Origin of the sequence: Myxococcus hansupus (genome assembly GCF_000280925.3) — a bacterium.
In the GTDB taxonomy this organism is placed as follows: domain Bacteria; phylum Myxococcota; class Myxococcia; order Myxococcales; family Myxococcaceae; genus Myxococcus; species Myxococcus hansupus.
Map to the genome: position 1 here is coordinate 843,770 of NZ_CP012109.1, position 12,774 is coordinate 856,543.

12 protein-coding genes are annotated in these 12,774 nt (G+C 67.6%); 4 read left to right on the forward strand and 8 right to left on the reverse strand.

Going from position 1 to position 12,774, the window contains the following annotated elements:
- Positions 1-8: 8 nt before the first annotated feature.
- Both A176_RS03515 and A176_RS03520 read right to left on the reverse strand, forming a co-directional pair.
- Entirely contained in the window at positions 9-812 is an 804-nt protein-coding gene (locus A176_RS03515) for a hypothetical protein (RefSeq protein ID WP_226994176.1), read from the reverse strand.
- Between the two features lie 61 nt (positions 813-873).
- On the reverse strand, positions 874-2,910 hold the full coding sequence (locus tag A176_RS03520) for a serine/threonine-protein kinase (RefSeq protein ID WP_044889813.1): 2,037 nt from the start codon (positions 2,908-2,910) through the stop codon (positions 874-876).
- A gap of 162 nt (positions 2,911-3,072) precedes the next feature.
- Between A176_RS03520 and A176_RS03525 the strand changes: the two genes are divergently transcribed.
- Complete coding sequence (locus A176_RS03525) at positions 3,073-3,759, forward strand: GNAT family N-acetyltransferase (RefSeq protein WP_002635947.1); 687 nt, start codon at positions 3,073-3,075, stop codon at positions 3,757-3,759.
- A 59-nt stretch (positions 3,760-3,818) separates the two neighbouring features.
- Here A176_RS03525 and A176_RS03530 read toward each other — a convergent pair whose 3' ends face one another.
- The 3 genes from A176_RS03530 to A176_RS03540 all read right to left on the reverse strand — a co-directional run bounded on the left by A176_RS03530 (position 3,819) and on the right by A176_RS03540 (position 6,780).
- On the reverse strand, positions 3,819-5,207 hold the full coding sequence (locus A176_RS03530) for an ammonium transporter (protein WP_002635948.1): 1,389 nt from the start codon (positions 5,205-5,207) through the stop codon (positions 3,819-3,821).
- Positions 5,208-5,373: 166 nt separating this feature from the next.
- Positions 5,374-5,655, reverse strand: coding sequence for a hypothetical protein (locus tag A176_RS03535; protein ID WP_002635949.1), 282 nt, complete (start codon positions 5,653-5,655; stop codon positions 5,374-5,376).
- A gap of 225 nt (positions 5,656-5,880) precedes the next feature.
- Positions 5,881-6,780, reverse strand: coding sequence for a LysR family transcriptional regulator (locus tag A176_RS03540; RefSeq protein WP_002635950.1), 900 nt, complete (start codon positions 6,778-6,780; stop codon positions 5,881-5,883).
- A gap of 145 nt (positions 6,781-6,925) precedes the next feature.
- Between A176_RS03540 and A176_RS03545 the strand changes: the two genes are divergently transcribed.
- Entirely contained in the window at positions 6,926-7,846 is a 921-nt protein-coding gene (locus tag A176_RS03545) for a pyridoxal-phosphate dependent enzyme (protein ID WP_044889726.1), read from the forward strand.
- 22 nt (positions 7,847-7,868) lie between these two features.
- Here A176_RS03545 and A176_RS03550 read toward each other — a convergent pair whose 3' ends face one another.
- From A176_RS03550 to A176_RS03560, 3 genes are all read right to left on the reverse strand, one after another.
- Positions 7,869-8,408 (reverse strand): GFA family protein, encoded by a 540-nt coding sequence (locus A176_RS03550; RefSeq protein ID WP_021781132.1) that lies wholly within the window; start codon positions 8,406-8,408, stop codon positions 7,869-7,871.
- 155 nt (positions 8,409-8,563) lie between these two features.
- Positions 8,564-9,313, reverse strand: a complete 750-nt coding sequence (locus tag A176_RS03555; protein ID WP_049872228.1) for a hypothetical protein — start codon at positions 9,311-9,313, stop codon at positions 8,564-8,566.
- On the reverse strand, positions 9,310-9,696 hold the full coding sequence (locus A176_RS03560) for a hypothetical protein (RefSeq protein WP_144429494.1): 387 nt from the start codon (positions 9,694-9,696) through the stop codon (positions 9,310-9,312). Before A176_RS03560 ends, A176_RS03555 begins: the two co-directional genes overlap by 4 nt.
- Positions 9,697-10,685: 989 nt before the next feature.
- Here A176_RS03560 and A176_RS03565 point away from each other — a divergent pair.
- Both A176_RS03565 and A176_RS03570 read left to right on the forward strand, forming a co-directional pair.
- Complete coding sequence (locus tag A176_RS03565) at positions 10,686-11,939, forward strand: M1 family aminopeptidase (RefSeq protein ID WP_226994177.1); 1,254 nt, start codon at positions 10,686-10,688, stop codon at positions 11,937-11,939.
- 19 nt (positions 11,940-11,958) lie between these two features.
- Positions 11,959-12,729 (forward strand): glutathione S-transferase family protein, encoded by a 771-nt coding sequence (locus A176_RS03570; RefSeq protein WP_226994178.1) that lies wholly within the window; start codon positions 11,959-11,961, stop codon positions 12,727-12,729.
- The last annotated feature ends 45 nt before the right edge of the window (positions 12,730-12,774 follow it).

The window sequence follows — 12,774 nt, forward strand, 5'->3', positions numbered from 1 at the left end:
GGCTCCGACTACAGGTTCTGCTTGAAGTACTTGTTGGCGAACTTGTCCTGATTGGAGACTTCGCGGTTCGTCGTCCAGATGACGTGGTCCGCTTCAATCTTCGGCTCCAGGCCCGAACCGAAGCGGCAGCTCACCCGCTTCACCTTCTCCTGGACGGTCTGCTTCGCGATGGCGGACGCGCTGCACAGGTCCTTGAGCGTGGTCAGCGGCGTGCCGCAGAAGCTGGAGATGGCCAGCTCCTTGAGCTGGTCCTCGTCGATGCTGCTCCAGTCGATGCGGGCGGACACCGAGGTGCCACACGCGTTGTTCATCTCCAGGAGGCTGGCGGCATATTCCTTGTCGTGGCCGGACTCCTCGCCCTTGCGGTCGAAGGCCATCAGCTTCGTCAGGGTGCCGTCCTTCATCTGCTTCTGGTGCGCCGAGTAGACCTCTTCGGCTTTGAGCGCGGCGGTCTTCTTCTCGTCGTAGGTCATGCGGATGGGGCGCTGACGGCCCGGGACGTAGAGCTCGTAGCGGGTGTCGCGCACGTGCAGGGCCGTGTACTTCCGGCCGCGCCACTGGGTGCTGTAGTTGAACTGCTCGGTGCTGCGGGTGCTCCAGTCGTTCTGCTCGTAGGGGAACACGAGGTTGTCGAACTCGGAGCTCGTGCCCTTCACCCGGAGGAGGAACTTCTTGTCGGAGCGGGGCGTGAGCGGCACCACGGCCACCTCTTCGCCCTCCGAGCCGGAGTACACCTTGCCCGCTTCGACCGGCGCGGCAGCCAGGGCCTGTGAAGCGCCCAGCGTGACCGCGGCCACAATCACTGCAACCATGTTTCTCAAGCGAATCACCTCGTGATGCATGAGGGCCCCCCTTCGCGGATGGCCCGCTGTTTCAGAGCTCGATGTCGTGCTTCTGGCAGAACTTCCGGACCTTGGCACGCTCCGCTGACGCGACCTTGGGCCACTCACTCACCGCACCTCCCAGGTCCTTCTGCTGGCAGTAGGCCCGGGTGAGCAGTGAGTACACCGCGGTGGAGCGCTGCGCCCGCTGGCTGCTGCGCGCCAACGAGATGGCTCGGGCTGCGTCACCCGAGGCCAGCGCGGTTTCTCCTTCCTTCAGGAGCTTGCGGACTTGTTCGGACAGCGTCTCCTTGGGCTCGGGACGCGGCGTGCGCGGCGTCACGGGCTTGTCGGGCGTCGTGTTCGCGACCACGTCCCCAGGCGTCGTGCCCGTCGTGTCGGTGCCGGTCGGCGGGTCGGAAGGCGGCGGCTGAATGCCCGTCGTGCCGGTTTGCGGATTCGGCGGCGTCGCGACGGCCTGCGGGTCGGAAGGCGGCGGCTGCGTGTTGGCGATGGGCGGGTCCAGCGTCGGGCGCGTGTCCACCACGGGGGGCGGGGGCGTGACGGCGCCGGAGCTCGTGTCCTTCAGCCACCAGACGAGCCCCAAGCTCGAAGCCAGCAGGACCGCGGCCGTGAGGCCAATGACGGCGCCCTTCCCCTTGGGCGCGGCCACCGGCGCCGTGGAGGAGGGCGTGGCCGACAGCAGGGCCGCGGCGGCGACGGCCTCGCTGCCCGGGATGGGCACGGGGACGCTCACGGCCGTGGACGGCTGCGCGGGGCGCTCGGGCGCGGGGAGGGCGGGGACCTGCTTGGAGATGAGCGTCGGCTCCAGTCCCGGAGGGTCCATCCCGGCCGACGGCTGCGCGACGCCCATCTGTCCCGTGGCGGAAGGACTGAAGCCCTGGGGCTGCGCGACGCCCATCTGGCCCGTGGCGGAGGGGCTGAAGCCCTGCGGCTGCGCGACGCCCATCTGTCCCGTGGCGGAGGGGCTGAAGCCCTGCGGCTGGGGCGTGGATGGCGGCAGGTCCAGCCGGCCCGTGCCGGGAGGCAGCGTGGAATCAAAGCCCTCACGTCCCGTGTCCGGGGCCACCCTGAGGCTCCCGGGCGGGACGGTGGAGGACAGTGAGGGCGGGCCCTCGGAGGGCAGGGCAATGCCAGACGCGGGCGCCTGGGGGCGCGGCGCGGGCTGGCCCCCGAAGGTGGTGGACAGCGAATGCAGCGGGGTGCCCGTCAGGTCCGCGATGAAGGAGGCGACGTCCGGATAGCGGTCGTTCGCGCTCTTCTCGAGCGCGCGCATCACCGCGGAGATGGCCTCCGGCGAGGCTTCGGGGCAGAGCGGGGCCAGGGGCTCGGGTGGCTCGTAGACGACGCGGAAGATCATCTGCGCGAGGCTGCCCGAGCCGAACACGGGCTTGCCGGCCATCATCTCGTAGACGATGCACCCGAGCGCGAACACGTCCGTGCGCGCGTCAATCTCCCGGTTCTTCCCCTGCGCCTGCTCGGGCGACATGTACTGAGGCGTGCCGATGATGGTCGCCTCCTGCGTCTGCACCGTCGTGGAGCTGAGGACCTTGGAGATGCCGAAGTCGAGCAGCTTCACGCGCTCGCCCACCACGCCGCCGGAGTCGGTGGGGACGAGGAACACGTTGGCCGGCTTGAGGTCGCGGTGAATGACTCCAGCGCCGTGGGCCGCCTGGAGCGCGGAGCCCATCTGCCGCGTGAATGAAACGACGTCCTCCAAGGGGAGGCGCCCGCGCTCCAGCCGGGACTGGAGGCTCTCGCCGCGCAGGAACTCCAGCACCAGGAACGGGTTGCCGTTCTCCAGGGTGTCGTAGTCGTGCACCTCGACGATGTTGGGGTGGCCCAGGCGCGAGGCAATCTCCGCCTCGCGGCGGAAGCGCGCGAAGATTTCGGGCGTCAGGTGGTCGCCGCCGCGCAGCACCTTGACCGCCACCTGCTTGCCGGGAAGGCGCAGGTGTTGGGCCAGGTAGACGGAACCCATCCCACCCCGCCCCAGCAGGGAGACAATCCGGTAGGTGTTCCGTAGGACCTCGTCGATGCGGAGGTCCCCGTCAGCGGGTCGGGTCATGGGGTTGGAGCTCACAGGCAGGGCATTCCGGGGAAACTTCGCCCATTCCATCCTCCCACCCCCCCGCGAGGCAACCCTCCTGATGTCGCAGAGCACCCAGTCGGGCCGTGGCACGCGACGAGACTGGGCGTCCCTCCGTCGGCCTGCTAAGGAGGCGGGCGTATGCCGAAGGCCAAGACTCCCAACCCCCCGGACTCACTCGAAGTCCGAGTCCGCCGCATCCACCGGCGCGACCTGAACCGGACCTGGGAGTTCCTCAAGCTCGTCTTCCGCGACGTGAATCGCGAGACGGTGGAGTACCAACGGCCCCGTTCGAAGCGGCGCTTCCTGGAAGTTTACACCTCCGAGTGGATTGAACAGCTCCTCTACGAGGTGGATGGGAGCATCGTCGGATACTCCGAGTGCGCCTTCGAGGCCACCGGAGACGACAACTGGGTGAACCCGCGCTGGTTCGAGAAGCGGGGCATGCGGCCGCTCTTCGTGGAGGAGCTGGCCGTCCATCCGGACTACCAGGGCCGAGGCGTGGGCAGCTTCATGCTCGATCAGCTCCAGCACCTGGCCAGGACGCGGGGCTGCACGCACCTCGTGCTGGAGGTGGCGGAGAACAACGAGTCCGCGCTGGCGTGGTACCGGACGCGCAGCTTCTACAAGCTGGACGCGGCCATCTTCCTGGCCCAGAAGGTGCCCGGTGAGCCGGACCTGCTGCCGCCGCGCCGCCTCAAGCGCCGGCAGAAGGCCACCGCGGAGACGGGCGCGCCCACGACGGGGCCCATGCCCGAGGTCGTCACCGTGAAGGTGGGGGCCGCGCGCAAGAGCCGGTCGACGGCCGCGCGGAAGAAGAGCGGTTGAACGTTCGCCGCCGCCCGATGCTCCGAGCGGCGGCGTGACGTGCTTGTGCTCGCGTCCGCTCAGGCCGGCTGCGGCACGTTGTCCGCCCGCGCGGGCTCGGTGGCGACGGCCGTCGTCGCGGTGCGCGCGGGCTGCGGCACGGGCGCGATGACCGACTCGCCCACCGTCTCTCCGTGCTGGCTCAGGTCCAGGCCCTCGTCCTCGTGCTCGCGGGTGACGCGCAGCGGGACGATGCGGTCCACCAGCTTGTAGAGCAGGTACGAACCCACGAAGGAGAACACCGACACCAGCACCAGCGCGAGCATGTGCATGGTGAAGGTGCGCGTCTCGCCGTGGATGAGGCCCACGTCCTTGGCCAGCACGCCCGTCAGCACCATGCCCACCACGCCGCCCAGGCCGTGGCAGGGAAAGACGTCCAGCGTGTCGTCGAGGGACGTGCGGTTCTTGAAGTGAACCGCCGCGTTGCTCACGAAGCTGGCGACGAGGCCCACGACGATGCTCTGGCCCACGGTGATGAAGCCGGCCGCGGGCGTCACCGCCACCAGGCCCACCACCGCGCCGATGCAGGCGCCCATCGCGCTGGGCTTGCGGCCGCGCAGCCAGTCGAAGGCCATCCACCCCAGCATCGCCGCGGCGGACGCGGTGTTGGTCGTGGCGAAGGCCAGCGTCGCCAGCGACGAGGCCGACATCGCCGAGCCCGCGTTGAAGCCAAACCAGCCGAACCACAGCATGCCCGTGCCCAGCATGACGAAGGGGATGTTGGCGGGCGTGTGCGCCGCGTTCTCCACGTGCACCTGGCGGCGGCCCAGCACCAGCGCGCCGGCCAGCGCCGCGAAGCCCGCGGACATGTGCACCACCGTGCCGCCCGCGAAGTCGAGCACGCCCCAATTGCGCAGGAAGCCCTGCGGGTGCCACGTCCAGTGCGCCAGCGGCGCGTAGATGATGAGCGTGAAGAGCACCATGAAGAGCAGGTACGCCTTGAAGCGCACGCGCTCCGCGAACGCGCCGGTGATGAGCGCCGGGGTGATGATGGCGAACTTGAGCTGGAACAGCGCGAACAGCATCAGGGGAATGGTGGGCGCCAGGTCCGGATGCGTCTCGCCACCCACGCCGCTGAACATGAAGAAGGTCCGCGGGTCGCCGATGAAGCCGTGGAAGCTGTCACCGAAGCTCAGGCTGAAGCCCACCACCACCCAGAGCAGGCTGATGACCGCCATGGCGATGAAGCTCTGCAGCAACGTGGACACCACGTTCTTCAGCCGCACCATGCCGCCGTAGAAGAAGGACAACCCGGGCGTCATCAGCAGCACCAGCGCCGTGGCCGTGAGGATCCACGCCGTGTCCGCCGTGTTGATGGGCTCCCCCCGCACCACCTGCTCCGCGGGCTTCACCAGCAACCCCGCCACACCCACACCCACCAGAAGGGCCACCGCCAACCACTTCTTCATTGCGCCTCCACTTGGAAGACTGACGCAATGCAGTATGGGGCGACTTCGGGCTAGATTCAACGCTCGACGGGTTAGTTCGGCGCTGAAGTAGGTTAATTTCGTCCGGACTTAATCTAAAGGGTTCGACTTGGAGCTGGCGGGCGGCCGGGTGCCCGGCAGGTGAGTCCTATTTGACCTGGATGCGGCCGTCCTTGATCTCCAGGTCCTCGCCGCCCTTGAGGACCACGGTGCCCGCATCCGTCTTCACGGAGCAGGGCCCGGAGCCCTGGATGGTGACGGAGGCCGTCTGGCTCTTTCCGAACGTCACCGACGTCTTCACGCCGCTGCAGACCACGGGCCACGTGTGGCCGCGCGAATCGCGGTTGTAGTAGCGCACCGTTATCGCCGCCGACGCGGATGATGCGAACAGGGATGCAACCAGGGTGACCGCGGTGAGCTTCGTCCTCATGCCTTCTCCTCGAAGCAGGCGTGTTGGTGCCGCGCACACTGGAGCACGGCGTTGGTGTTTGTCCATGCCGTGCGCGTGGCGGAGCACGGCCGTCATACGACAAGTCCCTGACACCCGCGCTGGCGGACAGGTGCTTTGCGTACGTACAAACCACGACGCTTCAGTGGGCTGGCGTGGGGCGCATGAACGAGTGACGCCCTCGCTCCACCTCGGGTGGGGGCCCGCTTATGCGTTGGTGGTCGCGCGCAGCGCAGCGAGGAATTGCTGCACGACCGGCGAGTCCGCTTGGCCGTCGTACACGAATTCGACGTCGAAGCGGCCGTCGAGTTCGTCAAGCGCGACCAGCCGCACCGTGCGCGGGCACGTCGGTGCCGTGCTCTCTGGTACGAACGCGTAGCCCATCCCCGCTGCGACGAGCCCGATGAGCGTCGGGATGTCGGTGCCGACCTGCGCGATGCGCGGCGTGAAGCCGGCCCGCCGGCACTGCTCGAACAAGAACCGGTGATGCGCGGCGGACCGAAGTGGGTCGAACCAGATGAACGGCGCGCCTGTGAGCTCGGCCAGTTGACGGGGCGCGCGGAAGCGCTGGCCCGGCGTGGACAGCATCGCGAGCACGAACCTGTCACGTAGCAGCCGGATGCCTGACAGGTGTGGAGCCTCGTCCTGCCGCCACGCCATGATGCCGCCATCAAGCTCGCCGCGTGCGATGGCAGTCGCCTGCTCGGCCGACAGCATGGGCACGATTGACAGCATCACGTCCGGGCAGGCCTTTCGGAAGGCCTTGAGCACGTTCGACACCACCGGCAACGGGAAGTAGTTCGGCAGCACGCCGATACGCAGCTCACCGCGCTGGCCGGCCGCGCTGCGCAGCGCACGTTCGCGGCTGCCCTGTAATTCGAAGAGCAGGCGCGTGGCGTCCTGCAGGAAGCTCGCGCCGGCCGCCGTGAGCGTGATGCCCGTCGAGCGGCGGATCAACAGCGGGGTGCCAATCGCCTCCTCGAGCTCGCGGATCTGCCGGGAAAGCGCGGGTTGCACAATGCCGACCGCGCGGGCGCCAGCCATCATGCTGCCGGCTTCAGCGACCGCCACGAAGTATCGCAGATGGCGCAACTCGACCTGCCGCATGGGATGTCTTTCCACGTTGGGGATATACCTGTAGAGCATGGCGGACGGCACTGAAGAGCATTGGGAAGTATGATTGGCTCGGTTTAGGTTGGCCAACGTCATGACGACTGTTCGCGCTTCGCGGACGTTTGGCGCACCTCTTCAGATGCCACTCCACATTCAGACTCCGTACATTCGTTCACACGCTGCATCCCTCCGGCTGGGTCAAGACGTCCTGCTCAAGCTCGAGGCAATGCAGCCGTCCGGCTCGTTCAAGCTGCGCGGCGTCGGTGCGGTATGCGAGGCGCGGCGCGCGGCAGGCGCCCGCCGTTTCGTGTCGTCGTCGGGCGGCAACGCGGGCATTGCGGTCGCCTATGCCGGTCGCGAGCTCGGGGTGCCCGTGCTCGTCGTTGTTCCGGAGAGTACCTCCGCGCGCGCACGCGACGTGCTCCGTCACGAGGGCGCGGAGTTGATCGTCCACGGCGCGTCTTGGGCGGAGGCGAACGCCTTTGCTCAGTCCGTGCTCGGCGCGCACGACGCGTTCGTGCATCCGTTCGACGACCCCGTGTTGTGGCAGGGCCATGCAACGATGATCGACGAGATGGCGGCGGCCGGACCGAAGCCCGACGCGGTCGTGCTGGCGGTGGGCGGCGGAGGGCTGCTGTGCGGCGTGCTGGAGGGACTGGTGCGCAACGGCTGGAGCGATGTGCCGGTCGTCGCGGCCGAGACCCAAGGCGCGGACTGCTATGCGCGTTCGGTTGCGCAGGGGCGGCCCGTCGAACTGGCGGAGATCACGAGCGTCGCCACCTCGCTCGGCGCGAAGCGGCCTTGCGACGCAGCGGTTGCGTGGGCGACGCGCCATGCGGTCGATAACATCGTCGTGTCCGATGCGGCAGCGGTGGCGGCCTCGCTGTGGTTCCTCGACGAACATCGGATTCTGGTGGAGCCCGCGTGCGGGGCGGCACTGGCCGCGCTCGACGCGGCGTCGTCGGCGCTTGCAGCCGCGTCACGCATCGCGGTGATCGTCTGCGGTGGCGCCACGGCGACGGTCGAGCATCTGCGGGCATTGAGCCGTCGTGAGCGGTGACCGCGGGAGAACGCCGCCGATGTCAGACGTGGAGCTGTCCGTTGACCACGGCGACCTTCGGGCTTCGGAACCCCATCCGGATCCACGCGCCGAGGAGCCTGGCGAAGAATGAGACCTGTTGCCACTTGCCGTTCGGGACCTCACCGGGGAGCGTGGTGCCGGCCGGAAGGTCACCTGTCATCGTCCGCATCTCGAGCGGAGGCAGCGTTCCCTCGGGCCAGAGGCAGCCATAGAGACTGAGCCAGTGGCCGTTCTCGAACTCGAGGAAGACGGGCGTGTTGCAACAGGTGGCGACGACCCGGCGAGTCTTGGACTCGGGCGTGAGGCGGAACTCCTTGAGGCGTCCGGCGTGCTCGATGAACCGGACGCGATCCTTGCGGTAGAGCACGAAGCGCGTCGTGCCGTGGGGTTCCATCACCGGACGAGCGGTGGGGAGGGTCTGCAACCTGTCGCCAGCCGCACGGCAACTGTCGCAGCAGCACTCGACGCTGACGATGGGCGCGCCCTCCACCTGGAGTTGGACCTGTCCACAGGCGCAGCCGAGTCGATGGGTCTGTGTCATTGCAGCACTCATACCTTGAGGGGGCAACGGAAGAGGAGGCGGATGTACCGGTCGAGGTGATCGAGGCGCGCGCGCGCCAACGGCAGCGCGAAGCCGCTACTTCTCTCACATCTTCGACGGTCCCCGGGCGGAGCCCTGAACGGCGCCGTAGCGCGTCATTCCGCGGGCGCGGAGCCCTCGCGTTCAGCCGGGTTCGCGCTTCGTTCTTGCTCTTGCTGGGCTTCGACCCAGCGCTGGATACACGCGGCCGGGGTGGCATGCTCCACACAGTGCTTCGGGGGCCCTTCTCCACGGAAGCTTCCGCACTGCGTGAGATTGAAGACAAGGGCCTTCTCCGTCTCTGGGGCCCACTGCTCGCGGAACACCACCTCCGCGGCCTTGCGGCAGAGGGGGGTGTGTCGCAGGTACAGCACCCGGTCCGACCACGCCCATTGCGTGTCCAGGTCCAGTTTCCCGTCCTTGGGCTCTGGGAAGAACTCAGTCACCAGGTCCACCGCGCTCAGGGGCGCCTGCCGCGCCCGGTACACTGTCTCCGCGATGAGCTTCCGGCGAGCCGTGGGCTTCAACTTCGTCAGGCGTGCACGGACGGAGGCGAGTTCCCGCGGGGAGAGCCGCCTCGCCCAGTCATGGCGCTGGTCCGCAAACAGTCCCTCTCCTCGGCGTGCATCCTCCAGCCAGGGCCTCCATTCAGGAGGTGCCTTCAGCCAGACATCAACCTGCTCCATCGAATTCGATGAGCGCATGGCTTCCGGATGGAACATCTGAATGGCCAGCAGCACGTTGTCTGCGTCATCCCAGGTGATGACGGAGAAGAACTCGGGTTCCAGCGTGAGCCACTTCGGATGTGCACAGCCCGCCGCGAGGAGCTGCTCCCGGCCCTTCGTGAAGGAGGGCTGTTCCCTCACCTGCTCGGGGGAGGACAGCGCTCCTTCGCTGGAACATTCGGCAGCTTGAGTATCGCTTCCAGCACCCGCCCTCCCTGGCGTGTCTCCTCCAAGTACCCACCCAGCGAAAAGCGATAGGTCCCGCGATACTCCACCTGCATTGATTCGGTGACGTAGCCGCCTCGTTCGCCCATCCACGTGTGCATGAACCGGGTTGCCACCATCGGTCCGATAACGCTCAAGAGGTCGATGTGTGTATCCGGCTCTTTGCTCGGCAGGGTGGGGCCATCGGCAGTCAGCACCGTCAGCGACTGCGGAACACCCTCGACCTTCCAGGTGAGCACCCGCTGGGCGGGATTCGGCTTGGCTGCGCTCGCCGAGCCCTGGGCCATGATGGCGAACATGATGCCCAAGCACCACCTCGTGGAGTTCATGGTGATGAGTCTACGTCGAATGAGTCCGGCCGGGTGCGGGACTCCCTGGGGCAGGCTGCTGTCGCCTCGGCGGACGCCGCCCTGGGGGCGGGCGCGGGGCCCTGCACGGATGCATTCAAGGCGAAGTCGGTGGTGGCCCCGGCGCGGTGCTTGCCGCGGCGCTCTCTCGGACGCCCTTGATGAATGGAGGACGACGGGTTCCTGTTGAGCAATCCCTGACGCCTTCCCTGAGACGCTTGCATGTCGTGCGGTTGCGCGATGAATGACAGGGGACTGTTTGGCCGGAGCTCGAGGACGAGCGGCATGTTGGTGGGGTTGCTGCTCCGTCCGGGGCATCCGAGCCAGGAGTCATGTCATGCACATTGGGAGTCATCTCGGTCTGCAACACGCCGTGGATGCGCAGCGGAACATTGTCCTCATCGCTGAGTCTCTCGAACCGGCTGCTGATGACAATCTCCGCGAGTACATCGCGGAGGGTGTCAAGCCGTGGAGCTTCCTCGTCATGGAGTCCGCCCAGAGCGAAGGGTTCCAGGGCTCTACATGGCGCCCATCGCCCTTTCAAAACAAGGCCGCCCCACCATCATGGGACGCTTCTGGGAATGGCGTGTCCGAGGCCGGGAACCCTTCGCCCTGGGCGTGGGGTTCCTGGCGGCTCGACCTCCGCTTCGAGCCACGCTCCATTCGTCCCTGGCTCGGCTCGGTTCGTCCCCGGGCCTCGCCCTGACAGCATGGGCGCGTGTACCGTTGGAGTCGTGGCGGGGGCGTTTCCTGCTGGGGGGTGTTACTTGAGGCGTTTCGTTCTGGATACCGCCGTTCTTCTCTGGGTCATGGGCGGAATGGGGGCTTGCAGGTGCACGGGGCCTCTGGATGCGTCCGAAGCAGGACTCCTGGAGGCCCAGGTGTGTTCCGCGCCGGGGGAGGGTGGGGCGCTCGCCGCGTGCCCACGGCTCTGTGACGCCGTGGGGGGCCAACCTGCGCCTCCGCCGCTGGCGGGGCTGGCGCGAGACATTGTCGCGACAGTGCTGGACGTGAAGCTCGGCTCGCTGCGGGGTACGGCCACGATCGAGGTGGCCGAATCGAAGGCGCCAGGACTGTCGCTGCGGGTGGACTCGCTGACCATCACCGGGGTGCGAGGTCGCTGCGGCGGCCTTCAGTACACGGTGAAGGATGGGCAACTCGACATCGGCGTTCCAGCGTGGGCGAGCACCGTGGTCGTCGACTACGCGTTCCCCGCCTCTGGGAACACGGATGGGTACCGGCATACCGGTAGCACCTATACGTGGCCGACGTTCTGCCGGAACCTGTTTCCGTGCCATCCCTCTCCGGACGACGGGATGCGTTTCTCGTTGCGGCTCGGAGAACTGCCAGAGGGGCAGACGTCGGTGTACCCGAGGAAAATCGAGGGTGACGTGCCTGCGTACATGCTGGGGTGGGCCGTGGGGGCCTACTCGGAGCGGTCGCTGGGGGCCACCCGGGCGGGGACGCAGGTTTCCGTTTGGTATCTTCCGGGAGGGGAGTCGGCCGCGATCGAGGGCACACGCCACCTGCGGGATGCGATGGACTTCTTCGAGACGACGTATGGCCCGTATGCCTTTGGCGACAAGGTGGGCTCGGTGTCAGTGGATTGGGGACCCAAGGGGCAGGGCGGTATGGAACACCATCCCTATTGGCACGTGGCCGTGCAGTCGATGGCGGAGCGCCTGATGCATCATCACGAGGCGGCGCATGGCTGGTATGGAAATGGCGTGCGCATCCAGTGCTGGGAGGACTTCGTGCTGTCCGAGGGGACCACGGATTACCTCACGGCTCGTGCGGTGCGAGCCACCGAAGGCGAGGCCGCGGAGGCGAAGCTGTGGGCGTCGAGGCGGGAGGACCTTGAAAAGGCGGTGGCCAAGCGAGACACGGTGGCCCTGCCCGACGAAACGTGCAATGCGATTGACATGAGCAAGCACCCGCTTGCGTCCCAGATTCCCTATCTGAAGGGGGGCCTCTTCTTCCACGAACTGGAGCAGCAGGTGGGCACCGCCGCGCTGGATCGTGTCTTGGCGCGCTTCTACGGACTCCATCTGGGGAAGTCGGCACGTATGCAGCAGTTGCTTGACTTCGTGAAGTCGGAGACGGGCCAGGACCCCGGCCCCCTCGCGCAGGGGTGGCTTCGAGGGCTCGGCATTCCGGCTTCGACGTCCGTGGCCGCGGAGCCAGTGTCGCGGTGAGTGGGTTGGAGAAGGCGTCATGGCGCGGTTGCTGCGCCTGCTAGAAAGGAGTCGTGCCATGCCGCAATCGCCCATCACCCTGGTTGGCGAAGCGTTCTCGCCGTGGACTCAAAAGGCTCGCTGGGCACTGGCGTATTGCGGCGTCGCGTTCGCGTATCAGGAGTACATCCCGACGCTGAGTGAGCCGTTGCTGCGCTGGCGCATGCGGCAATGGTCGGGCGCCGTGTCGGTGCCAGTGCTGCTGGTGGGGCCGCAAGTCGTGCGCGGCTCCTGGGACATCGCCCGCTATGCGGCACAACGGGCCGGTGACGAACGGCTGGGCGACTTCGAAGCCGTCGCGCCTTGGAACCAGCTTGGCGAGGCGGCACTCGCCGAAGCACGGACGCGCGTGGTGCGCCGTGTACTGGCTGACCCAGAGGCGCTCGATGAAGCCTCTGCCGCGGTCCTGCCACGGCCCCTGCGCCGTCCCCTGCGGTTTATCGCACGCGATGCCGCGCGTCGGCTCGACCGAAAGTATCGGCATCTGGTCGTGCCTGGCTCGTTGAGGCAGGCGCTGGAGCGGACCCGCGCTGGATTGCTCGCGGCGGGCGGGGACCATCTGCTCGGGCGCTTCAGCTACGCCGATGTCATCATGGCCGTGGTGTTGGAGGCCGTGGCTCCGGCCGCACAAATCGAACCGCCGTTGGGGCCCGCGACGCGTCGCTGCTGGAGTGATGATGCCCTGGCGGGCGAGTTCGCCGATTTACTGCAATGGCGCGCGCGCCTCGTCGCGGCGCACTCGGCCCGGTAGGCGAGCTTTCTGGTCCCTGTCTGATGGTGAGGGGCCTCGATGAAG

Excerpts from the sequence above, each read along its gene's own strand:
- A176_RS03515 (WP_226994176.1), bottom strand. The coding sequence starts at position 812 with ATGGTTGCAGTGATTGTGGCCGCGGTCACGCTGGGCGCTTCACAGGCC.
- A176_RS03520 (WP_044889813.1), bottom strand. The coding sequence starts at position 2,910 with ATGACCCGACCCGCTGACGGGGACCTCCGCATCGACGAGGTCCTACGG.
- A176_RS03525 (WP_002635947.1), top strand. The coding sequence starts at position 3,073 with ATGCCGAAGGCCAAGACTCCCAACCCCCCGGACTCACTCGAAGTCCGA.
- A176_RS03530 (WP_002635948.1), bottom strand. The coding sequence starts at position 5,207 with ATGAAGAAGTGGTTGGCGGTGGCCCTTCTGGTGGGTGTGGGTGTGGCG.
- A176_RS03535 (WP_002635949.1), bottom strand. The coding sequence starts at position 5,655 with ATGAGGACGAAGCTCACCGCGGTCACCCTGGTTGCATCCCTGTTCGCA.
- A176_RS03540 (WP_002635950.1), bottom strand. The coding sequence starts at position 6,780 with ATGCGGCAGGTCGAGTTGCGCCATCTGCGATACTTCGTGGCGGTCGCT.
- A176_RS03545 (WP_044889726.1), top strand. The coding sequence starts at position 6,926 with ATGCCACTCCACATTCAGACTCCGTACATTCGTTCACACGCTGCATCC.
- A176_RS03550 (WP_021781132.1), bottom strand. The coding sequence starts at position 8,408 with ATGACACAGACCCATCGACTCGGCTGCGCCTGTGGACAGGTCCAACTC.
- A176_RS03560 (WP_144429494.1), bottom strand. The coding sequence starts at position 9,696 with ATGTTCGCCATCATGGCCCAGGGCTCGGCGAGCGCAGCCAAGCCGAAT.
- A176_RS03570 (WP_226994178.1), top strand. The coding sequence starts at position 11,959 with ATGGCGCGGTTGCTGCGCCTGCTAGAAAGGAGTCGTGCCATGCCGCAA.